Origin of the sequence: Mesorhizobium neociceri (assembly GCF_013520985.1) — a bacterium.
Classification (GTDB): Bacteria; Pseudomonadota; Alphaproteobacteria; order Rhizobiales; family Rhizobiaceae; genus Mesorhizobium; species Mesorhizobium neociceri.
In genome coordinates this window covers 133,133-153,364 of the sequence record NZ_JACDTY010000007.1, presented here as the reverse complement: position 1 = coordinate 153,364, position 20,232 = coordinate 133,133, and the positions used below count along the sequence as shown (strand labels likewise).

Annotated in this window: 23 protein-coding genes and 1 pseudogene; 12 read left to right on the top strand and 12 right to left on the bottom strand. The window is 62.9% G+C overall.

The window, feature by feature from the left end; all coding sequences use genetic code 11:
• Window positions 1-11: 11 nt before the first annotated feature.
• Window positions 12-1,154: a trypsin-like peptidase domain-containing protein gene (locus tag H0241_RS16310; protein ID WP_181058683.1), complete on the bottom strand. Its 1,143-nt coding sequence runs from the start codon at window positions 1,152-1,154 to the stop codon at window positions 12-14.
• A gap of 385 nt (window positions 1,155-1,539) precedes the next feature.
• Between H0241_RS16310 and H0241_RS16305 the strand changes: the two genes are divergently transcribed.
• The 3 genes from H0241_RS16305 to H0241_RS16295 all read left to right on the top strand — a co-directional run bounded on the left by H0241_RS16305 (window position 1,540) and on the right by H0241_RS16295 (window position 3,020).
• Window positions 1,540-1,833 (top strand): GYD domain-containing protein, encoded by a 294-nt coding sequence (locus H0241_RS16305; protein WP_142866931.1) that lies wholly within the window; start codon window positions 1,540-1,542, stop codon window positions 1,831-1,833.
• A 93-nt stretch (window positions 1,834-1,926) separates the two neighbouring features.
• Complete coding sequence (locus H0241_RS16300; protein WP_181058682.1) at window positions 1,927-2,556, top strand: sulfotransferase family 2 domain-containing protein; 630 nt, start codon at window positions 1,927-1,929, stop codon at window positions 2,554-2,556.
• 83 nt (window positions 2,557-2,639) lie between these two features.
• Window positions 2,640-3,020 carry a thiol-disulfide oxidoreductase DCC family protein gene (locus tag H0241_RS16295; protein ID WP_181058681.1) on the top strand — a complete coding sequence of 127 codons (381 nt, stop codon included), beginning with the start codon at window positions 2,640-2,642 and terminating at the stop codon, window positions 3,018-3,020.
• 43 nt (window positions 3,021-3,063) lie between these two features.
• Here the strand turns inward: H0241_RS16295 and H0241_RS16290 are convergent, their stop codons facing one another.
• Complete coding sequence (locus tag H0241_RS16290) at window positions 3,064-3,321, bottom strand: DUF2798 domain-containing protein (RefSeq protein ID WP_181058680.1); 258 nt, start codon at window positions 3,319-3,321, stop codon at window positions 3,064-3,066.
• Between the two features lie 273 nt (window positions 3,322-3,594).
• Between H0241_RS16290 and H0241_RS16285 the strand changes: the two genes are divergently transcribed.
• Window positions 3,595-4,281: a PadR family transcriptional regulator gene (locus H0241_RS16285; protein ID WP_181058679.1), complete on the top strand. Its 687-nt coding sequence runs from the start codon at window positions 3,595-3,597 to the stop codon at window positions 4,279-4,281.
• A 110-nt stretch (window positions 4,282-4,391) separates the two neighbouring features.
• Window positions 4,392-4,688, top strand: a complete 297-nt coding sequence (locus H0241_RS16280; protein WP_181058678.1) for an HlyU family transcriptional regulator — start codon at window positions 4,392-4,394, stop codon at window positions 4,686-4,688.
• 14 nt (window positions 4,689-4,702) lie between these two features.
• Here H0241_RS16280 and H0241_RS16275 read toward each other — a convergent pair whose 3' ends face one another.
• From H0241_RS16275 to H0241_RS16255, 5 genes are read right to left on the bottom strand one after another with little or no spacing between them, the layout of a single operon-like run.
• Window positions 4,703-5,767 carry an ABC transporter ATP-binding protein gene (locus tag H0241_RS16275; protein WP_181058677.1) on the bottom strand — a complete coding sequence of 355 codons (1,065 nt, stop codon included), beginning with the start codon at window positions 5,765-5,767 and terminating at the stop codon, window positions 4,703-4,705.
• 12 nt (window positions 5,768-5,779) lie between these two features.
• Window positions 5,780-6,712, bottom strand: a complete 933-nt coding sequence (locus tag H0241_RS16270; RefSeq protein ID WP_181058676.1) for a BKACE family enzyme — start codon at window positions 6,710-6,712, stop codon at window positions 5,780-5,782.
• An 11-nt stretch (window positions 6,713-6,723) separates the two neighbouring features.
• The gene (locus H0241_RS16265; RefSeq protein ID WP_181058675.1) at window positions 6,724-7,572 is read right to left on the bottom strand and encodes a carbohydrate ABC transporter permease; all 849 of its coding nucleotides are present in this window, start codon (window positions 7,570-7,572) and stop codon (window positions 6,724-6,726) included.
• A complete protein-coding gene (locus H0241_RS16260) occupies window positions 7,569-8,504 on the bottom strand; it encodes a carbohydrate ABC transporter permease (RefSeq protein WP_181058674.1) in 936 nt (311 codons plus the stop codon). Before H0241_RS16260 ends, H0241_RS16265 begins: the two co-directional genes overlap by 4 nt.
• A gap of 1 nt (window position 8,505) precedes the next feature.
• Window positions 8,506-9,756: an extracellular solute-binding protein gene (locus tag H0241_RS16255; protein ID WP_181058673.1), complete on the bottom strand. Its 1,251-nt coding sequence runs from the start codon at window positions 9,754-9,756 to the stop codon at window positions 8,506-8,508.
• Between the two features lie 150 nt (window positions 9,757-9,906).
• Between H0241_RS16255 and H0241_RS16250 the strand changes: the two genes are divergently transcribed.
• The 4 genes and pseudogenes from H0241_RS16250 to H0241_RS16235 all read left to right on the top strand — a co-directional run.
• On the top strand, window positions 9,907-10,830 hold the full coding sequence (locus tag H0241_RS16250; RefSeq protein ID WP_328824705.1) for a BadF/BadG/BcrA/BcrD ATPase family protein: 924 nt from the start codon (window positions 9,907-9,909) through the stop codon (window positions 10,828-10,830).
• Window positions 10,831-11,853, top strand: a complete 1,023-nt coding sequence (locus H0241_RS16245) for an SIS domain-containing protein (RefSeq protein ID WP_181058672.1) — start codon at window positions 10,831-10,833, stop codon at window positions 11,851-11,853.
• 153 nt (window positions 11,854-12,006) lie between these two features.
• Entirely contained in the window at window positions 12,007-13,215 is a 1,209-nt protein-coding gene (locus H0241_RS16240) for an ROK family transcriptional regulator (RefSeq protein WP_181058671.1), read from the top strand.
• A gap of 6 nt (window positions 13,216-13,221) precedes the next feature.
• Window positions 13,222-13,343: pseudogene (locus H0241_RS16235) on the top strand (HlyU family transcriptional regulator); the annotation flags it as partial.
• 1 nt (window position 13,344) lies between these two features.
• Here the strand turns inward: H0241_RS16235 and H0241_RS35665 are convergent.
• The 4 genes from H0241_RS35665 to H0241_RS16220 form a co-directional block, all read right to left on the bottom strand.
• The gene (locus tag H0241_RS35665; RefSeq protein ID WP_235984322.1) at window positions 13,345-14,103 is read right to left on the bottom strand and encodes a hypothetical protein; all 759 of its coding nucleotides are present in this window, start codon (window positions 14,101-14,103) and stop codon (window positions 13,345-13,347) included.
• A gap of 17 nt (window positions 14,104-14,120) precedes the next feature.
• Window positions 14,121-14,951: an AAA family ATPase gene (locus H0241_RS35660; RefSeq protein WP_235984308.1), complete on the bottom strand. Its 831-nt coding sequence runs from the start codon at window positions 14,949-14,951 to the stop codon at window positions 14,121-14,123.
• Entirely contained in the window at window positions 14,948-16,381 is a 1,434-nt protein-coding gene (locus H0241_RS16225) for a 3' terminal RNA ribose 2'-O-methyltransferase Hen1 (protein WP_235984307.1), read from the bottom strand. The genes H0241_RS35660 and H0241_RS16225 overlap by 4 nt, the downstream gene beginning before the upstream one ends.
• An 81-nt stretch (window positions 16,382-16,462) precedes the next feature.
• On the bottom strand, window positions 16,463-17,104 hold the full coding sequence (locus tag H0241_RS16220) for an FMN-dependent NADH-azoreductase (RefSeq protein ID WP_181058670.1): 642 nt from the start codon (window positions 17,102-17,104) through the stop codon (window positions 16,463-16,465).
• Between the two features lie 109 nt (window positions 17,105-17,213).
• On the opposite strand from H0241_RS16220, the gene H0241_RS16215 reads away from it, so the two are divergent.
• Entirely contained in the window at window positions 17,214-18,170 is a 957-nt protein-coding gene (locus H0241_RS16215) for a LysR family transcriptional regulator (protein WP_181058669.1), read from the top strand.
• Here H0241_RS16215 and H0241_RS16210 read toward each other — a convergent pair.
• On the bottom strand, window positions 18,103-18,729 hold the full coding sequence (locus tag H0241_RS16210; RefSeq protein ID WP_181058668.1) for a TetR/AcrR family transcriptional regulator: 627 nt from the start codon (window positions 18,727-18,729) through the stop codon (window positions 18,103-18,105). The two genes, H0241_RS16215 and H0241_RS16210, sit on opposite strands and share 68 nt — an antisense overlap.
• A 66-nt stretch (window positions 18,730-18,795) precedes the next feature.
• Between H0241_RS16210 and H0241_RS16205 the strand changes: the two genes are divergently transcribed.
• Together H0241_RS16205 and H0241_RS16200 are read left to right on the top strand one after the other, a co-directional pair.
• Window positions 18,796-19,227, top strand: coding sequence for a VOC family protein (locus tag H0241_RS16205; protein WP_181058667.1), 432 nt, complete (start codon window positions 18,796-18,798; stop codon window positions 19,225-19,227).
• 90 nt (window positions 19,228-19,317) lie between these two features.
• The gene (locus tag H0241_RS16200; RefSeq protein WP_210284948.1) at window positions 19,318-20,229 is read left to right on the top strand and encodes an arginase family protein; all 912 of its coding nucleotides are present in this window, start codon (window positions 19,318-19,320) and stop codon (window positions 20,227-20,229) included.
• Window positions 20,230-20,232 lie beyond the last annotated feature (3 nt).

Sequence of the window (20,232 nt, the reverse complement as noted above, 5' to 3'; positions counted from 1 at the left end):
TAAGGCTTCAACTACGTTATTACGGTGGCTCCAATTTGCTGCCATAGAGCACTCTGGTTCTGCTTTAAGTCCGCTATGATTTTGTCGATGCGCGTGCCGACATTGATCCAGGCTGTCGTTTTGCCCTGATATTCGAATTTGCCACTGCTTTGGTCGCTGGCCTTGTGTAGCGCCATGACATTCCAGTCGTCATTGCAAACCGCAGAGCCAGACGATCCGCCCTCGGTGTCGGTGAAGTACGCAATGTCCCGCTCGGTCAGCTTGGCCGCCAAATTGTTGCGTATGCCCATTTGTTTCGGATTCCCGCCTGGATGCTGGATGATGTTGACGGGGAGATAGGAGTCTTCATCGAGTTTCATTTCACCACCCCAAAGCGGCAGGCACGGACGATTGGGCGACTGTTGCAATTCAAGGATTGAGTAATCCAGCAGCTTGCTCCAGGCGCAGGTTTTGGCCACCGTCACGCTGAGACCTTGGCTGTCCGGCGCATCGTAGTCGAACTGAACTGTTGTACGCTCTCCCTGCAACTTGAAATCGGGCTCAAGCGCATCGGGGTCGCCCGGATCGCGCGCGTTAACAACATGATGATTGGTGATGATATGCTTGGGTCCGAAGAGCCAGCCGGTGCCGAAGTAAGATTTCTGTTGGGTGCTCATCGGCCATGTTCGAGGTTGTCCAGCCTGAAAGCTGGGCACCATCAGCCGGGCAGTCGCGGCGCCGGTTCTGGCGGCCCCTTTCAGGAAGCCAAACGGCACCATGTCATTGATGAAAATGACTTTCTCCGGCAGTAGCTGGCTAGGGACACCGGCGGGTGTCTGCGCGGAGGCCTTGCCGGCGTCGGATGCCTTGAACTGCGCCATGACCTGGTCTGCCAAAGCACGAAACCAAGCCTGCTTATCCGGCATGAAGGACATCGTATAGGCGGCATTGCTCAGCCAGCGGTAGAGCGGAACCTCGTTGCCGATGATGACCGGCACCTGGTTCATTTGGGTCAAATCGCTCAGCAGCTGGCTGGCCGGATCAGGCAACAGCTTGAGCTGGGCTACAAATGCGTTGTTCAGACCGGCCAGCAGTTGCTCACGACGAAGGTGCAGGCCAAGCTCGATAGCCTCGGTGTTGATGTCCAGGATTTTTTCATAAGGCAAATATGCCATTGTTCCCCCCGGAAGAAATGGCTGTCTGATCTGCTTGTGCAGATTTATATTACTGTAGCAACTGCCACGTATTGCGCAAGCAGGGAAAGATTGGTCGATTCTGGTATCTGACAAAATGTATGGGCGGTCTTGGAGACGCTTCCGTACGATGTCGCAATCAAAGCCAAAGAAAACTTTGCGGCTCGCGACGAGTGGTTCGCCGCGACAGCGCCTTTTCAGTCGTGGAACGGCCATTTCTCAGGGCTGACATGTCAGTCCTTGCAGGCGATGCCTCGCGGGTGGATAGTTGCAGGTCGGATGCATGTCTGGGCGACAAACCGGATGCTCGCCCCGGCGAAGGTTGACAACCTGAGCCGTGCTCCGTGGCGCCGGAGGGAGGTGTGCGATGACAACCTACATCCTGCTGATGAACTGGACCGAACAGGGCTCCAGGAATGTGCGCGAGTCGCCGAAACGGCTCGATGCCGCCAAGAAGCAACTGGCTGACATGGGCGGATCGTTCAAGGCGTTTTATCTCACCATGGGCGAATGCGACATGGTGGCCGTGGTCGAGGCGCCCGACGATGCGGTGCTGGCACGTTTTGCGCTGATGCTGGGGGCGGGTGGCAGCGTCAAGACGCGAACGCTCAAGGCTTTCCCCGAATTTGCCTACCGCGAGATCATCACCTCGCTTGGATAGGCGCGCTGCTTGAGATAACGCGGCCGGATGCATTTCCTGGCGGTCGATACCGGCGCCGCTTGACGGCGCCTGAGCTGCCGATATTGAGGAGAAATGCTCCTCTCGCTCGAGAAGAACTTCATTTTCATCCACATCCCGAAAACGGCCGGGACCTCGATCACCCGTGCCCTGCGGCCATGGTGCCTGAAGCCGAAGCCGACGCCATGGCGGCGTCTATTATCGCATCTGCCGGTTCTCGAAGCGCCGGAAAAGGCCAATTTCAACCAGCATGATAAAGCTGCCTGGCTGCGGCGTAAATTGCCGGTCCCACTCTATGATGGCGCCTACAAATTCGCCGTGGTACGCAACCCTTTCGAGCTGGCGGTTTCCAATTACCAGCATTTGCGCCGGAAAACCTCGCGGCGCCGGCATCGCCAGGCGCAGCGCTGGGATTTCAAGGCGTTCCTGCGCTACCTCGAACGCAAGAACCGGCTGGCGCGGGTGGACCAGACAAGCTGGATTTCGGACAGGGATGGGAAGCTCATCATCGACGAGGTCCTGCGCTTCGAAGCACTGGCCGAACAGTTCGATGTCCTGGCCGCGCGGCTCGGCCTTCCCGGCGAGCTTCCGCGGTCGAATGTCAGTGCGCCGGTCGACTATCGCGCCCTCTACGACGAGGAGGCGAAAGCGATCGTGCGGCGGCTCTATATCAGAGATTTCCAGCGCTTCGGCTACGAGTTCTGATCAAGCGCGGCGCTTCACCATGTTGCGGGCCGATAGCATTGTGGGGATAGTCGGTTCCGTCCCTCAGCTCGCGGTCTGAAGCCATGCCCAAGCCTGCGCTTACCGTCTGGTACAACACACGCTGCCCCGTCTGCGATGGCGGCATCACGAGGCAGAAACGGCGGCTGATCGAAGCGATCAAGGCCGGGCGGATCGAATTCCGCGACATCAATCTCGAACCGGCGGCGCTCGCCGGCCACGGCGCCTCGCTGGAGGACATTCGTCGCCGGCTGCATGCCACTGATGCGCAGGGCAGGCTGCTGGTCGGCGCCGATGTCGCGGTTGCCGTCTGGAGGGTGACGCCGGGCGAGGGGTGGCTGGCAACGCTGTTCGGCAATCCGGTCGCGCTGCCGCTGACGCGGTTCGCGTACAATCGCTTCGCCGATCTTCTCTATACCTGGAACCGGCGCAAAGGCCGCTGGTAGCGGGCAAGGCCCGAAGCTGTCTTCGAGCCTTGTCGCCGTGATGTTACCGGGCCGCGGGCTCGCATAGCCAGCCGACAATGCGGCGCACCGCCGGCAGCACCATGAGCAGCGTCGGAAACGCCACCAGCCAGGACAGACCCCAGGCGCTCATCCAGATGGATGGCAGACTAGGGTGAAAGCCAAGGCTTTTCAGCGTCGAGATGAACGAGACGATGAAGGTCATCAGCAGCGACAGCACCAGTGGGCTGACAATGGCAGCATAGCGTGCCGGCAGTCTGCTGCGCTTACGGGTCGTGGTCATTTCTGGATTTTCCTTGAAGCATCCGGTTCATCGCTTTGGCATCCATTTCGCCGGTTTCGCGGCGGAATTACCCGGAAGGACCGGGGTTGGATGCGTTGCTTGACGTCAGACGCTTACGAAGAAGCTTGTGCCCTCGCGAGCCTTCTAGCTCTCGGGGGCGGCGAAATCAACCGTCTGGTGCTGCCTTCAGATACATCGTAAGATATATCTTGACTCATTTACCGCATGCGCCTACTTAAGATATATCGTAAGATAGAACTAAAGGAGCACTCAATGCATAAACATCATCCCTTTGGCGAGCGCGCCGAACGCGCTTTCCTGCATATGGCCGGCAAGTTCGGCGGCAAATTTGGTGGCAGAGGGGGCGGCGGCTTCGGGCCGTTCGGGCATGGCGGACGCGGCGGTGGACGCGGCGGGCCGGGCGACATGTTTCGCGCCGGACGCATGCTGGCCGACGGCGATCTCAAGCTGATCACCCTGTCGCTGCTGGCTGAGGCGCCGCGCCACGGCTATGACATCATCAAGGCGCTGGAAGAGCGCACCAGCGGCATCTACAGCCCGAGCCCGGGCGTGGTCTATCCGACGCTGACCTTCCTCGAAGAGGCCGGCTATGCCGCCTCGGCAGCCGACGGCAACAAGAAGGTGTTTTCGATCACCGAGGCGGGGCAGGCGCATCTCAACGAAAACCGCGAGATGATCGACGGCGTGCTCGAGCATCTCGAGCGTTTCGGCCGCAAGATGGCCAAGGCGCGCGAGTGGTTCGGCTGGAACGATGAGAGCGAGGAGGGCGGACGGCGTGGCCGCGGCCGTTCGGAAGCCCGCGACGAGTTCCGCGCCGTGCGCCACCGGCTGCGCGCAGCGCTCGGCGAAATCGTCGACGCGCCGGCTGAAAAGCAGGCCGAAGCGATCGCCATACTGGAAGGGGCCGCCGAAGCCCTGGAAGCGCTGTCGCGCGGCTGAGCTCTGGCGGGGACCGGTATACGACCCTTGCCCGTTCGACTGAGGAACGGTACTGAAAATCATCCTGCACCTTCTATCGGTGCGGGATGATTGCCGTTGGAGGGTCCCCCATGTCTTTTCTGAAACGTCTTTTCGGCGGTGGTGGCGGCAGTGACGCCGGCGACCCAAAGAGCGCCGCTCCGGCAAAGCAGATCGAGCACAAGGGTTTCCTGGTCAGCGCCACGCCCTACAAGGCTGACGGCCAGTACCAAACCTGCGGCGTGGTTTCGAAAGAAGTCGGCGGCGTCATGAAGGAGCACCGCTTCATCCGCGCCGACCGTTTCGCCGGTCTCGACGACGCCGTCGACATCTCGATCAAGAAGGGCATCCAACTGGTCGACGAACAGGGCGAGAAGATTTTCGGCTAAGGTGTCATCCGTCGCTATTGCAGCCGGGACGTCACACGCTGGCCCCTGGTATCGAACAGATGGATCTGCGTCAGGTCGGGCGCCAGGAAAACCGGCTGGCCGGGAACGATTTGCACGCGTTCACGCAGCAGAGCGCTCAGTGTGTTGCCGCCGGCCTTGGCAATGACCAACGTTTCCGACCCGGTCGGCTCGACGACTTCCACCACCGCCTGAACGCCGCTGTCTGAAATCCTGAGATGTTCCGGCCTGATGCCGTAGGACACAGCGCTCTGGACATCGGCCCGCCCTGTCTGCCGCGGCGGAAACAGCGTTCCGTCCTGCGCGGCGAAGCCGCCTGACGTGGCATGGCCTTGCAGGATGTTCATCGCTGGCGAGCCGATGAACTGGGCAACGAACAGATTGGCCGGTTGGTCATAGAGGTCGAGCGGCGCGCCGAACTGCTCGACGACGCCGCCATTCATGACGACGATCTTGTCGGCCATGGTCATGGCCTCGACCTGGTCGTGGGTGACATAGACAATGGTGGTTCCCAGGCGCTGGTGCAGCGCCTTGATTTCGGAACGCATCTGCACGCGCAGCTTGGCGTCGAGGTTGGACAGTGGCTCGTCGAACAGAAAGACCTTGGGGTCGCGCACGATGGCGCGACCCATGGCGACGCGCTGGCGCTGGCCGCCGGAGAGCTGGCGCGGATAGCGCTCAAGCAAATCCTGCAATCCCAGTATCGTCGCCGCACGCGCAATCTTGGCGTCGATCTCGGCCCTGTCCGTTTTCTTCAAGGTCAGCGCGAAGGCCATGTTGTCGCGCACGCTCATATGCGGGTAGAGCGCATAGTTCTGGAACACCATGGCGATGTCACGCGACTTCAGCGCGACGTCGTTGATGACCTTGCCGTCGAGTGCAATTTCGCCGGCGCTGATGTCTTCGAGGCCGGCGATCATCCTGAGCAAGGTCGACTTGCCGCAACCGGAGGGGCCGACGAGGATGACGAATTCGCCCGAGGCGATGTCGACGGACACGCCATGGATGACCTGCGCCTTGCCATAGGCCTTCTCGACGCCTGATATGGTGACCGCACTCATTCGTGTTTTTCCTTAGAAAGAGACCTTGTCGCCGCCCTTGAGCTGCAGGATCTGCCGCGCCTCATCAGGCGTGGCCACCGATGCGCCGAGCCCTTCGATGATCTGGCGAACCCTGCGCACCTGGTCGGCATTGGATTTCGCCAGTTGGCCCTTGCCGATCCACAGCGAGTCCTCCAGCCCGACGCGCGCATTGCCGCCGAGCGCGATAGCCTGGGTGGCGATCGGCAACTGGCTGCGGCCGGCGCCCAGCACCGACCAATGATAATCGTTGCCGAACAGCCGATCGGCGGTGCGCTTCATATGCGCGACGTCCTCTGGATGGGTGCCGATGCCGCCGAGGATGCCGAACACGCTCTGGACGAAGAACGGCGCCTTGACCAGGCCGCGGTCGACGAAATGGGCAAGCGTGTAGAGATGGCCGATGTCGTAGCACTCGATCTCGAAACGCGTGCCGTTTTCAGCGCAGGTGCGCAGGATGTGCTCGATGTCGCCAAAGGTGTTGCGGAAGATGCGGTCGCGCGAGCCTTCGAGATAGGGCCGTTCCCAGTCATGCTCGAAGGTCTTGAAGCGTTCCAGCATCGGATAGAGGCCGAAATTCATCGAGCCCATGTTGAGCGAGGCGACTTCAGGCGCAAAGGTTGCGGCCGGCTTGACCCTCTCCTCGACGCTCATCGTCGCGGCACCGCCGGTGGTGATATTGATGACACAGTCCGAGCGCTGCTTGATCACCCGCAGGAAGGGCGCGAACGCCTCGGTCGATTGGTCGGGCCGGCCATCGGCTGGATTGCGCGCATGCAGATGGACGATGGCGGCGCCTGCCTCGGCTGCCCCGATCGCGGCATCGGTGATCTCTTGCGCGCTGACCGGCAGGTGTGGCGACATTGACGGCGTATGGATCGAGCCGGTCACCGCGCAGGTGATGATGATCTTGTTCTGGTTCGCCATTTGAAAGGATCCTATTTGATCGCACCTTGGGTGATGCCCGAGATGAACTGCTTCGACAGCACGGTGTAGAGCAGGGTGATCGGCAATGCCGCAAGCGTCAGGCCGGTGAACAGCACGCCCCAGTCGGTGGTGAACTCGCCGACAAAGACGGTGAGGCCCTGCGGCAGCGTCTTGAGATTGTCCGACGTGATCAGCACCAGCGGGAAGAAGAAATCGTTCCAGATCGGAACGGCGTTCTGGATCGCCACGATCACAAAAGCCGGGCGCGCCAGCGGCAGCATGATCGAGCGCATGATGCGAAATTCGCTGGCGCCGTCCATGCGCGCCGACTCTTCCAGTTCGCGCGGCAAGGTTCTGAGGAAGCCGGTCATGATGAACACCGCCGAGGGAATCCCCATGGCGACATAGACCAGAACCAGGCCGGCATAGCTGTCGACCAGCCCCAGCGAATCCAGCTGGATGAACAGCGGAATGATAGCCAGCTTCAGCGGCACGGTCATGCCGCTGAGGAAAAACATCAACACCAGCGCGCTCAGCCTGAACTGGTAGCGGGCAATGGCGTAGGCGGCCATGGTGCTGAACAGAAGGATGAGCGCCACCGCGGCCACTGTGATGCCGACCGAATTGGCGAGGTAGCGCACGAAGTTGGTTTCGCTCCACACCCGCTCGGCATTGGCCAGCGAGAAGTGCGCCGGCAGCGCGAAGGGCGAGCTGAAGATCTCGGCATTGGTTTTGAAGGACGACATCACCATGACGAACAGCGGGTAGATCATGATGATTGCGTTGAGGCCCAGCATCAGCTGGATGGCACCGTTCCTCAACAACTCGCCGGATTGCCCTCTGTGGGCTGTCGCGCTCACAACTCAATCTCGCGGCGGCGCAGGTAGCGAAGCGCGATTGCGGTGACGCCAGCAACAATGATGAACATCATCACCGCCAGCGCGCTGCCCTGGCCGAAATCTTGGATGCCTGTCGTCGTCGAGCCGAAGGCGGTGCGGTAGAAATAGAGGCCGAGCACGTCGGTGGCGCCGCCGGGCGAACCGGTGAGGCCGGCCATGACATAGGGGATTTCGAACCAGTTGAAGCTGCCGATGAAGGTCAGGATGGTGACGATGGTGACGCTCGGCGCAATCAGCGGCCAGATGATTTTCGTCATCAGCACATAGTCGCCGGCGCCGTCGAGGCGGGCGGCCTCGATCACTTCCTTGCTGACGCGCTGCATGCCCGCCAGCAGCACCAGGGTCGGGAAGCCGAGCCAGTGCCAGACGTTGGCGAACAGGACGCTGCCCAGCGCGGTGTGTTCATTGCCGAGCCACGGTATGGCGCCGATGCCGACCAGCGCCAGCGTCTGGTTCACCAGACCGAACAGCGGATGCAGGAACAGTTTCCACAGGAAGCCGACGATGACGGCGGAGAGCACGACAGGGAGAAAGACGATCACCTGGTGGATGCGATGGCCGGGCAGGGCCTTCAGCAACGCGTAGGCGAGCAGGAAAGCGGTGCCGTTCTCGAACACCATCAGCGCCACGAAGGCGATGATGTTGTGCTTCAGCGCATTGTAGGTCCAGCCGCTATAAGGCTGTTCAAACAGCACCTTGCGGAAATTTTCGAAGCCGATGAATCCGGTCGGCTGCAAGCCGTTGAACTCATAGAAGGCAAGACGGAAGGCCGAGAGCAGCGGCCACAGGACCAACAGCACCATCACCACCAGGGCCGGTGCCAGCAGGGAGGCGATCCAGAGTGACCGGCGCCACGGAAAGGCTTTTTTCGTGTGGCGCCGGCCGTTGTTCATGTCACTTGCCCTGGAAAGGCTTGTACCATTTGGCGAGGCCGTCGGTCAGGTCGGCGGCCAACTGGTCCGGGGTGATCGAACCCGACATCATCTTGGTGATGTCACCCTGCAGCAGCTCCGATCCCGTCGGCTTCTCGAAACGGAAGTAGACGACATTGATATGCGGCATGGCGGTTTCGTTCAACTTGGCGACGTGGGCGAGCAGCTCGTCCTTGATGACGACGCCCTTGATGGGCGAGATGTTGCCGAGCAGGGCGGAGAACTTGTCGCCGAACTCCTTGGTGCCCATCCAGTTGACCAGCTTCAGCGCCGCCTCCTTGTTAGCCGACTTGGCGTTGACCGCGTAACCGCCGTCGAAGAACTTGGTCACCTGGGGCGTATCGCCGGCCTTGGCCGTTGGCGGGGCGATGAAGTCCATGTTGATGGCCGGGTTCTGCGTCCGGTAGGTAGCGATGTCGAAGCTGCCGCCGGCCAGCATTGCCGCCTTGCCGGTGATGAACAGCTGGCCGGCGGTTTCATAGTCGATGCCTTCGAAGCCGGGAGGCATGTAGTCGCGCAGTTCGAGCAGCTTGCCGAGCGCCGCGACATAGCGCGGGTCCTTGAAGGTGGTCTTGCCGGATGTCAGGTCGCCAACAAAATCCTGGCCGAGGAAAGGGTTGGTGAAGATGGCGACGAACATCTCGTTGAACCAGCTGGTGCCCATGCCGTTGGCCAAGGGATAGAAGCCTTTCTCCTTCAGCGCCTTGCTGACTGTGATGAACTCGTCCCAGGTGGTAGGCGGCGTCAGCCCGGCTTGCGCGAAGACATCCTTGTTGATGAACAGGCCGAGCGTCTGCGAGGCGAAGGGCAGCGAATAGACCTTCTTGTCGGCCCGGTAGGTGCCCGCCACCAGCGCATCGGCGGGCTGGTTGGCGAGCGACGGCACTGTGGTCAAATCCTGCGGCTCGAAATAGCCAGCCTTCACGAACTGCTCCAGCCAGCCATAGGCGTGGGTGTGGATGACGTCGCCGCCCTTGCCGGCAGCCAGAGCCGTCGAGACGATGGTCGGATAGTTCTCATCAGGGAACGACTCGAACTTCACGTGGATGTCCGGGTTCTCCTTGGTGAAATCGGCGAAGAGTTCGTTGTAGGCGGCCTTGTCTTCCTGGCGCCAGGTCCAGAACGAGATGTCGGTGGCATGCGCCGCGCTGGCCGCTAGCCCCCATGCGAAAGACGCGGCCGCGAGGGCCAGGCCAATCCTTCTCCTGCTCATGTTGCAATCTCCCAATCGCGCTTGATGCGCTTTTTACGACGATTATCAAATCATAGTTCTTGCCGTCTGGAAAGATAGTTTGTAAAGTTTCCTAACTAAAGTGAATTGGACGCGGCAGCCCGCTTCGTCCGGCTTGTGCGGTGGATGTTGGTGACCCAGGAAATCATTGCGGGCGTGGATATTGGCGGCACCAAGACGCGTATCATGGTGTGCGAGGGCGATCGCGTGATCGCCGACGAGGTGCTGGTGACCGAGAGCTGGCGCGTCCGTCAGATGGAGACCGATGCCACGACGCTGGCCGGCATCGTCGCCGGATTGTGCGGGGGCGTCGCGCCCGCTGCCCTGGCGGTCGGCGCGCATGGCTGCGACACGGGCGAACAATGCCTGCGTTTTCAGGCGCTGCTGGCAACCAGGACCGGCGGCGCGGTGCAGGTGGTCAACGATGCTGAACTGATGGTGCCTGCCGCCGGCTATGTCGACGGCATCGGTGTCGTCTCCGGCACCGGCTCCATCGCGGTGGCGCGCACCGCCGACGGCAAGATGCTTGCTGCCGGCGGATGGGGCTGGATCCTCGGCGACGAGGGCAGTGCGCCGTCATTGGTGCGCGAGGCCGCCAAGGCGATCCGTCACAGCTTCGACCGGGGTGAGGAGGGCGACCCGCTGATTGCCGCGCTGATGCGCGAGCTCGATACCGACGACCAGACCAAGCTTGGCATCCTGCTCAACGAAACGCGCGGTGCGGCGGTCTGGGGCCGCTATGCCAATGCCGTGTTCGATGCGGCGAACGCCGGCTCGGCGCTGGCGATCCGCGTCATTAGGGAAGGCGGGGCAGGGCTCGCCGCACTGGTCGAACTCTTGATCGAACGCGGCGCCAACCCGGCCCTCGTCGTGGCCGGTGGCGGTGTCATCTCGGAGCAGCCGATGTTGATGACCGCGTTCGTCGAGGCCATGGCAAAAGTGTCGCCGTCGAGCCACGTGCTGCTGCTGCGTGAGCCGCCGGTGCTTGGCGCGGTTGCTCTGGCGAGGCGGCTGCTCGCCGGCCAAGGACTATCCTCGCAAATTGGAGCGGTCTGAATGATGAAGCGTATCGGCTACCGCCAGGCGGTGGCGCGCCAGACCGAAAGTCTCGAGATTGGCCGGCGCTCGGTGGCCGGATCGCTCGATAGCCTCGATTTCGGGGCTTTTGCCGGCAAGACGATTGGGCTTGCCGGTATTGGCGCCAGTTATCAGGCTGCGCTTGCCGGCGCGCTTTATCTGCGCGCCTCCGGCATCAGGGCTTTCGCCTATACGCCAACCGATCTCTATGGCCGGACCGATGCGGCCGGCGATGCCTTTATCGCGCTGTCGGCCTCCGGGCAGAGCCGCGAAATTTCCGACGTCATGCGCGAGGCCTCGGCGTCGCCTCGCCTGGCGGTCTGCCGTGGCAGTGACAATCCACTGGCTGATCTGACCGGCGCGGTTCTGGCCACGGAGTCAGGCGCCGACAATGGCGCCAGCTCGACCGGCTATACCGGGACATTGCTCGCGCTTGGCATGCTTGCCGACAGGCTTGCCGGCAACAGCTTCGACTGGACACGTTTGCCGGCGGCGGTCGCCACTGTGCTTTCCAAGGCAAAACAGGCTGCCGGGGATGCGGCGCGGCTACTGCAGGGCAGGACGTCCATCGACATCGTCGGCGCCGGTGTCAGTTTCGCCAATGCCGGCGAGGCAGTGATGCTGATCCGTGAAGCCGTTCGAGTGCCGGCATCCGGATGGGACACGCTCAACTACCTGCACGGACCGATGGAATCGCAGGATGCGGCGACCGGACTCATTTGCATCGGTGATGGCCGCGAGGTGAAGATCGCTAGGGATGTCGCCGGTTTCGGCTGTCCCTCGGTGCTGGTGACGCGGCGCGCCGACGTCGCCTCCGACGACAGGCTGGTGGTGATTTCCATCCCGGGGCTCGGCAATGCGATTGCCGATGCCATTCTGGAGATCATCGTCATCCAGCTTGTCGTCGGCGACATGCAGGACGCCGCCGGCCTGACCGACATCGTTTTCCGCTACCGGCAGACCGATACCAAGCTGAAGCCGTGGTCGCCGACCGAGGTGTGAATTGCCAGGCGCGCTCGCCGCGGCCGGCTGCATTCGCGGAATTTGCCGAAACGTCCCACAATGATGGGCGCCGCATTTGATTCGCGGCATGCAAAGCTGGCATGCCAGGGCGGACGTCTACGGGATGTTCAGGGCGGGAATTGAACGCAGCACATGGCTCCATCGGAAATCCCCAACCTGACTGAAAGCGCCCGCGCCGTTCTTCGCGTGCTGGCCTCGCAGGGGCCGGTGACCCGGCCGAAACTCGGCTCGATGCTCGACCTGTCGAAACCGACCATGTCGGCCGCCGTTTCCGAATTGAGTGCACTTGGCCTCGTGGCGTCGCGTGGGTCGGAACGCGGCGCCATCGGGCGCACGGCAACCATTTACGGTGTCGGCCCCGGCGCCGGATATGTGATCGGCATCGATGTCGGCGCGGCGCAAGTGCGCGCCGTTGCCTATTCGATGGACGCCCAGCCCTTGGCGACGGCCGAGGAGAGCATTGCCGAAGTGGCGCCCACCGACGAGATCGGAGCCGTGATCCTGTCCGTGGCGAAATCGATCCCGGCGAAGGTCGGCAAGAATTTCCGGACCCTGCGCAGTATTGCGGTCGCGGTGCCGCGCATCGTGTCCGACAGTCGCCTCGGCAATGGCCAGGCGAACGGCCCCGACGCTGTGCTTCGCGCGCTTCGCCGCCATGTTGACGTGCCGATCATTCTTGAAAACAACGTCAATTGCGCCGCTATCAGCGAGATGCATTTCGGTGCCGCGCAGGGCCACCAGACCTTTGCCTTCCTGCAGGTCGGTGTACGCGTCGGCCTCGGCTTCATCAATGAAAGCAGGCTGTTTCGCGGCGCCGGCGGCGCTGCCGGTGAAGTTGGCCGCATGCCGTTTCCGTGGTCGCCTGCCGAAGTGCCCTCTCGTGAAGGGCTGGAGCATTATCTTGGCTCCAGGGCCCTCGTCGAGCGTTGCAGGCAGGCTTGGCCAGTGGAAGAGGGGACGCCGCCGCAATCGGCCAAGGAGCTGTTCGCGCTGGCGTTGGCCGGATCGTCTGCGGCCGGCGAAGCTGTCTCCCGGCACGCCGCCGATATCGGCCGGCTGGCCGCCGGCTGCATCGGCGTGCTGGATCCCGGTCTGATCGTTCTTGGCGGCGGTGTTGGCCGCAACGCGCTGATGACCGCCGAGATCGAACGTGTCGCCGGCGAGTTGGCCTGGCCAACACGGATCGCGGTAAGCACGCTGGAAGACGGCGGAACCGCGCTAGGGGCCATGAAGCTGGCGCTGGATTACAGCCTTGGCCTTATCCTGCGCGAGGATCGTCATCCTGCGGTGGTGCTGCCGCCATTGTCCGAACTGCCGCAGGACGAGGCAAAGGGCGCTTGATGTGGCGGCGTGATTGAGGAGCACCACTTCATCCGCGCCGACCTTTTCGCCGGGCTCGACAACGCTGTCGACATCTCAATCAAGAGGGACATCCAAGTGACGAGCAGGGCGAGAAAATCTTCGGATGAATTACAGCCTTGGATCGATTGGCTCGCTCTCCAGCGCCAGGACGCCGAAAACACATTCGTGCACACGCCGTAGCGGCTGCCTGTCGACGAACCGCTTCAGCGCCTCATGACCGAGGGCGAACTCTCTGAGCGCCAGATTGCGCTTTCCACCCAGGCCCCGTTCCCTCAAACGGACGAGATTGTCCGGCGCGTCATATTCAGGGCCATAGATGATGCGCAGATATTCCCGGCCGCGCACCTTGAGTGCCGGTTGGATAAGTCCCTTCTTGCCCCGGCTGACGAAGTCGCGCGGTTTTACCACCAAGCCTTCGCCACCTGACCCGGTTAGGGCTTCCCACCAGTCGATGGCCGCTGCACATGCGTTGGTGTCGGCTGTATCAACCGTTCGCCATTGTGTGCGTGTGACCACGCCATCGCTGGCAGCCAGGCGGTCGGCAAGCGACATGTGCCATACGTGGTCCTGGTCGAACCAGACCCGTCCCTCGCTGGCGAGCAGGTGGAACGGCGCGACTTTCAGATCGTCTATACCAGACACCGGCCAGACGTAAGGCGCCCAGGCGCTGGCATACCCAGTTGCGCGCGCGGCCCGATCGTCCAGCCGGGCGCTCAGTGCGGCCGCATCGACGCCGCGTGCCATGGCACGAGCCAGGGCCTCGCGGCTGACCCGTAACCCGGCTGCCGCGGACGTTGCCACCGGGGCATACTGGCTTTCAATCAGGCTGCCAGCCTTGGCAGACCAGGGCATTATCTCGGCGTCCAGCAGCAGCCAGTCGCTGTTCAGCTCCTGCCACAGGCCCGCCGCTTCGACGCTTGGACGCAGTAGGCGGTCCCGGCCGCGACCATGCTCATGGCGATGCGCAAGGCGTCGGGCACGTTGGGGCCGCGATCGACGAGGTCGCCGACAAAGACGATCTTGCGGCCCTCCGACGGTGTCACAGTGACGGTTCGTTCGCCATGATCCTCGGACCAGGCGACGCTGTAACCGAGTTGAGCGAGCAGGGCCTGAAGTTCATCGGCGCAGCCGTGGACGTCGCCTATGATGTCGAACGGACCATGGTCATCGCGCTTGTCGGTCCACAAGGGCTGGCGCGAGACCTTGGCCGCGTCGATACTAGCCTCGCTGGTAAGCTTCCAGACCTGACGGAAACCTTCGCGTTGCAGGCCGCCGAGACCCTTGCGGATTTCGGTCGTCATGCGCTGGGCCACGCCGGCGCCGAAGGGACGGTCGGCTCGCAGCGCGTTGCGCGCGACGCAGACATCGACGCCCGGATCGATGACCACGGCGACCGGCAAAGCGTGCCACTTGCGCGCCAGTTCGACCCAAGCCTTACGGTCCGCGGCTCGCACATTGGTGGCGTCGATGACGGCCAGCTTGCGGTGCTTCAGCCGTTTGCCGGCAATCTCGCGCGCAAGATCGAAGGCGTCGGCCGAGACATCCTGATCGGTCTCGTTGTCGCTGACGAGCGCGCGGCAGCGATCCGAAGAGATGATTTCGGTCGGCAGGAAGTGCCTGGCGGCGAAAGTCGACTTGCCCGAACCGGTCGAGCCGATCAGCACGACGAGAGCGAAGTCGGCGATGGTGAGGTCGGTCTTGTCGGGCTCTCTCATCGGGTGAACACCGCCATCTGCGTCGGTGCGCCGAGCACGGGGTCCACGGCCCCGATGCCGCTGAAGGCAGCGCTATAGCCATAGGTCTCACCGATCCTGGCCGCCCAGGCTTCAAACCGAACCCGGCCCCATTCGAAACGGTGATCCGGATGGCGAAAAGCGCCAGTGGCCAGATTGGGGAACAAGGCGTTGTAGTCAGCGTTCGGCGTAGTCACGATGACGGATTTGGGCGCCGTCTCGCCGAAGACAACACGCTCGATCAAGGGCAGTCTGTCTTCATCGAGATGCTCAATGACCTCGACCAACACGGCGACGTCAGCTTCAGCCCATCGGCTGTCGCGATATGTCAGCGATCCATGCAGCAGCGTGACCCGGCCTTCGGGCGGCCCGCCGAACTCGTTCAGCTTGAGACGCTTGGCAGCCCATTCCAGTTCACGAATAGCGGGGTCGAGTCCGAAGAGCCTGTGGACCCATTTTTCGCGCACAAGCCGATAGAGCAGCTTGCCTTCGCCGCATCCCAGATCTGCAATACTGGTCCCGCCCGTCGCCCGAATGGCTTGCACCACAGCGTCCACGCGCAGGTCGTTCAGCCGGATGGGTGCCTCCAGTGCTTCCTCAGCCGCGACCCTTGCTTCGGTCGGCAGGGCCTCGTTGGCTGTCTCGGGTGCCAGCCGCTCCAGAGCGATGCGAGCCAGGGCGCCGCGATTGCGCAGATAGCGGCGTATGATCAGGTCTTTGGCGGGATGGTTCTCCAGCCAGCCTTCACCCTTGGACAGCAGCTTGTCGATCTCGGCCTCGCCAACCCAATAGTGCTTGGCGTCGTCCATCACCGGGATCAGGACATAGAGGTGGTTGAGCAGGCTGCTTAGCCGGCCGGTGCCAGTCAGCCTCAGATGACCGTATCGGGGGCCTCCCGCGCCGGATCCGATCGTTTCGATCGGCGTCAGGTCGACGGCCCATCCCAGGGGTTCGAACAGGTCTCGAACCAGACCCTCACCGCCCCGCAACGGCAGCGGAATCACCACGGCCTCCAGCGGCAGGTCGCTGTCGGCCAGTTGCTGGCGCTCCTTTGATATGCCGGTCATCGCGGTCCGCAGCGCCTTGTTCAACGCCACGGACAGGAAGGACGATGCCGCATAAGGCCGGTCGTTTACATACTGGTCCAGCAAGCCCTCGGCCTGACCCTTGCCTCGCACGAGGCCTATCGGGTCGACGTCAAGCAGCAGTGCGGCCTCGCACCGTTCCTCTGTCGCCTCCGGATAGAATAGCCAGGCCTTGCCGAAGGACAGTTCAGTCTCATGCAGCCGATCGGGATGCTTGTGCAGCAAGAAGCCGAGATCGGTGGCCGGGCGGTGCGTTGTGGCGACGGACAGAAACATCAGCGACCGATAACGCAGACAGGCCGAATAACCAATGGCGTTGCACGGCAATCCTGTAGCGCCGCTCGACAAGAAAAAGGCAGGCGCCGAGGCGCCTGCCTTTTTCATTTCACGTGGATGAGCGCCGGCGCTTTACGCCGCCACTGCGATCTGCTGGCTGGCGGTCGCTGCAACCACGGCGTCGACCTTGGCCGTCGCCTTGGCCAGCGCGGCTGTCACGGCATCGGCGCCCATGCCGACGCCTTCGATGCGGATGACTTCGACGTCGGTCATACCGAGGAAGCCGAGCACCGAGCGCAGGTAGGGAACAGCGTGGTCCATCTGCACGGCCGCACCTTCGGAATAGATGCCGCCGGAGGCGAGCACGATATAGACCTTCTTGCCGGTGACGAGGCCCTTGGGGCCGCCCTCACCATAAGAGAAGCTCTTGCCGGAACGGGCAATGTGGTCGACCCACGACTTCAGCGTCGAGGAGATGTTAAAGTTGATGAAGCCGGTGGCCAGGATCACGGTGTCGGCGGCGAACAGCTCGTCAAGCGCGACATCGGAGACGCCAACGACTTCAGTCTGGCGCGCGGTGCGGGCTTCAACGGGTGTGTAGATGCCGGTGGAATAGTCGGCGTCGATATGCGGCAGCGGGTTGGCGACGAGGTCGCGCACGACAAGCTCGGCCGACGGATCGGCGGCGACAAGCTTTTGCGCGAATTCGGTGGCGATGCGGGTCGAGTGCGAAGCGGCGCCACGCGGGCTCGAAGTTACAAGAAGGATGGACATAGCGGTTCTCTCCAGTGGGAATTGAATTGTCCCGCTTGATATGGGCCTATCGATCCATTCAAAAAACTGGTATATTTTCTATATGATCCATCCATAAAGTAGATATGCCATGCAACCCAATCCGACGCTCGACCAATTGCAGATCCTGGTGGCGGTGGCCGACACCGGCAGTTTCTCCGCCGCCGGGCGCAAGCTCAACCGGGCGCAGTCCGTCATCAGCTACGGCATCGCCAATCTCGAGGCCCAGCTTGGCCTGAAGCTGTTCGAGCGCGAGGGCACGCGCGAACCGCAGCTGACAGAGATCGGCCGGGCGATGCTGGAGGATGCGCGGCGCATGGTCGGCGTGCTGCAGCGCATCCGCTCGCGCGTCGACAGCCACCATCAGGGACTGGAGGCGGAGCTCGCGCTGGCGCTCGATGCGGCGCTGCCGGCGCCGGTACTGGTGCGGGTGCTGAAAGCGTTCGAGGCGCAGTTTCCGACGGTGATGCTTCGCCTGCATATCGGCACACTCGGCCTGATCCCCGACCTTGTCTTCAACGGACAGGCCGATCTTGGCTTTGGCGGGCTGCTGGGCGAGGTCGACGTGCACCTGGTGAACATAGGCTTCATGTCGATGGTGCCGGCGGCAGCAGCCAACCACCCGCTGGCGCTGCTGCCGAAGCCGGTGGCGCTCGAGGATGTGCGCGAACACATCCAGCTGGTCGTCTCCGACCAGTCCGAGCGCACCAAGGGACGTGACTATAGCGTCTTTGCCTACCGCACCTGGCGGCTGACCGATATGCGCACCAAGCATGTGCTGATGCGCGCGGGGTTGGGCTGGGGCGGGCTGCCGCGCTGGCTGATCGCCGACGATCTGGCGAGCGGCAGGCTGGTCGAGCTCGACCTCGAACCGTTCAAGGAGGTGAAGGGGCCGCTCTATGCCATGCACCGCGTCGACCGCAGTCCAAAACCGGCGGCTGCCTGGCTGATCGACCAGTTCAAAAGCCAGCTCGGCTGTTTCAACGAGTTCGAGCCGGGCCTGGTACCCGAGGAGGAGCCGGAGACAGTCCGTCGATCAGCGCCATGAGCACGGCGCGATAGTCTTCGGCCGAGGCGCCGGCCTCGACGGCGAGCGCCGCGCGGTCGAAGGCGGAAGCAAGTAAGGCGGTGAGTGCGTCCAGCGGCAGTCTCATCATCGATTGCTCGCGCATCGCCGCGACCAGACCCTCGCGCAGCGAACGGTTGCCGTGGCGGTCATCGATGGCGTCCATGGCGGCGCGGCCGAGCACGGCCGGTCCGTCGAGCAGCAACAGCCGTGTGCGGCCGGGCGCGCGCATGGCGGTGAGATAGGCATCCGATCCGGCAATCAGCGCGTCGCGGGCAAACAGCGAAGGCGGCGAGGCGCGATCGATCTCTTGCGCCACCGCGGCCGCCTCCTGCTCGACCACCGCGGCAAACAGCGCCTGCTTGTCGGCGAAGTGGTGATAGAGCGCGCCGCGGGTGACGCCGGCGGTCGCAACAATCTCCGGTGTGCCGGTCTCGGCATAGGATTTTTCGATGAACAGTTTGCGCGCCGCAGCGATCAGGTCGGCGCGCGTCGCTTCGGTGCGATCGCGGTTTGAACGGCGGGCGATTTCTCGTTGCATACATGCAGCCTGTATGTTAGTTCAATTTACATACAGACTGTATGTTAGTTGACGGGCGAAAGAAAGATGAAGACGACGAGTTATTATCCGGTGCTGATGACGGGGGACGTAGCCGGCACGAAAACCTTCTATATCAATCACTTCCGCTTCAAGCCGCTGTTTGCGAGCGACTGGTATGTGCATCTACAGTCGGCCGAGGACAGGCGCGTCAATCTCGGCATCGTCCAGGGCGACCACGAGACCATCCCGGAGGAGGGGCGCGGCCGAACGTCTGGCCTGCTGATCAATTTCGAGGTGAGGGACCCGGACGCGGTCTATGAACGGATCGTTGCGGCCGGCCTGCCGATCCTGCGTTCGCTGCGCGACGAACCCTTCGGCCAGCGCCACTTCATCACCAGGGATCCCAATGGCGTGCTGATCGATGTGATCAAGCCGATCCCGCCCAGCGAGGAGTTTCTGGCGCAGTTTGCGGAGGGCGCGGCGGGCGGGGCTGAATGATGGCAGCAAATGTCGGCAGCGGCTCCGGGCGCTGTGGCCGGTGTCACGACACGCAGTCTATGCTGGTGACGTTGAAGCTGGTCCTGCCGCATGCGTGATATCTGCCTTATTCGTGCGCCTTCCAATCTCGGTCTCCGACCGCTGCACCCGGGGCATGTGCCCGGCACCTGGCGGGCGCCGCAGGCGCTGAGCGAAGCCGGCCTCATCGAGGTGCTCGCGCCGGGGCGGGTGGTTGACCTCGATCGACCCGCTTACAGCACCGAGGCGCAACCGGGCACAAGGCTGCGTAATGGTCCGGCGATCCGTCGCTTCAACCTGGACCTTGCCGAGATCGTCGCCGGTGCGCTTGGGCAAGGCGAGCTCCCACTAATCATCGGCGGCGACTGCTCAATCCTGCTTGGCGCACTGGTGGCGGCGCGGCGCTCGGGCGCGGTCGCGCTGGTCCATGTCGATGGCCACAGCGATTTCCGCCACCCCGGCAATTACGACGTCGACGCTGCACTCGGCTCGGCCGCCGGCATGGATCTGGCGCTTGCCACCGGACGCGGTGAGCCTTTGTTGACGCAATGGCCCGGTATAGCCGGTCCGCTCGTCGCCGATGAGGCGGTGGTGCAGATCGGCGAACGCGAGAGCCGCGATGCGGATTTTGCCTGGCCCGACATCAATGCGACCGCCATCACGCGCATCGATGTCTTTGCCGCGCAGGAACTTGGCGTTGGCGGAGTGTCGCAAAAGACAAGAGCCACACTGACGCGCGCCGATTGTCCCTACTGGCTGCATCTCGATGTCGACGTGCTCGATCAGACGGTGATGCCGGCGGTGGATTCACCCGGCAGCCCTGGCATCGATCCGGACGATCTCGTCGCCATCCTGTCGGCGCTGGCAGCGGGCAAGCGCTGCATCGGCATGGACGTGACGATTTTCGATCCAGACCTCGACCCGACCGGCGACTTGGCGCGATTGCTGGTGTCGCTGCTCGGGCGGGTGCTCAAGCAGCGATAGGCC

Bases quoted from the DNA above. Each gene is read 5' to 3' on its own strand.
- H0241_RS16285 (WP_181058679.1), top strand. From the start codon at position 3,595: ATGCATAAACATCATCCCTTTGGCGAGCGCGCCGAACGCGCTTTCCTG.
- H0241_RS16280 (WP_181058678.1), top strand. From the start codon at position 4,392: ATGTCTTTTCTGAAACGTCTTTTCGGCGGTGGTGGCGGCAGTGACGCC.
- H0241_RS16295 (WP_181058681.1), top strand. From the start codon at position 2,640: ATGCCCAAGCCTGCGCTTACCGTCTGGTACAACACACGCTGCCCCGTC.
- H0241_RS16220 (WP_181058670.1), bottom strand. From the start codon at position 17,104: ATGTCCATCCTTCTTGTAACTTCGAGCCCGCGTGGCGCCGCTTCGCAC.
- H0241_RS16200 (WP_210284948.1), top strand. From the start codon at position 19,318: ATGCGTGATATCTGCCTTATTCGTGCGCCTTCCAATCTCGGTCTCCGA.
- H0241_RS16205 (WP_181058667.1), top strand. From the start codon at position 18,796: ATGAAGACGACGAGTTATTATCCGGTGCTGATGACGGGGGACGTAGCC.
- H0241_RS16245 (WP_181058672.1), top strand. From the start codon at position 10,831: ATGATGAAGCGTATCGGCTACCGCCAGGCGGTGGCGCGCCAGACCGAA.
- H0241_RS16290 (WP_181058680.1), bottom strand. From the start codon at position 3,321: ATGACCACGACCCGTAAGCGCAGCAGACTGCCGGCACGCTATGCTGCC.
- H0241_RS16240 (WP_181058671.1), top strand. From the start codon at position 12,007: ATGGCTCCATCGGAAATCCCCAACCTGACTGAAAGCGCCCGCGCCGTT.
- H0241_RS16310 (WP_181058683.1), bottom strand. From the start codon at position 1,154: ATGGCATATTTGCCTTATGAAAAAATCCTGGACATCAACACCGAGGCT.
- H0241_RS35660 (WP_235984308.1), bottom strand. From the start codon at position 14,951: ATGAGAGAGCCCGACAAGACCGACCTCACCATCGCCGACTTCGCTCTC.
- H0241_RS16305 (WP_142866931.1), top strand. From the start codon at position 1,540: ATGACAACCTACATCCTGCTGATGAACTGGACCGAACAGGGCTCCAGG.
- H0241_RS16275 (WP_181058677.1), bottom strand. From the start codon at position 5,767: ATGAGTGCGGTCACCATATCAGGCGTCGAGAAGGCCTATGGCAAGGCG.
- H0241_RS16270 (WP_181058676.1), bottom strand. From the start codon at position 6,712: ATGGCGAACCAGAACAAGATCATCATCACCTGCGCGGTGACCGGCTCG.
- H0241_RS16260 (WP_181058674.1), bottom strand. From the start codon at position 8,504: ATGAACAACGGCCGGCGCCACACGAAAAAAGCCTTTCCGTGGCGCCGG.
- H0241_RS16210 (WP_181058668.1), bottom strand. From the start codon at position 18,729: ATGCAACGAGAAATCGCCCGCCGTTCAAACCGCGATCGCACCGAAGCG.
- H0241_RS16255 (WP_181058673.1), bottom strand. From the start codon at position 9,756: ATGAGCAGGAGAAGGATTGGCCTGGCCCTCGCGGCCGCGTCTTTCGCA.
- H0241_RS16215 (WP_181058669.1), top strand. From the start codon at position 17,214: ATGCAACCCAATCCGACGCTCGACCAATTGCAGATCCTGGTGGCGGTG.
- H0241_RS16300 (WP_181058682.1), top strand. From the start codon at position 1,927: ATGCTCCTCTCGCTCGAGAAGAACTTCATTTTCATCCACATCCCGAAA.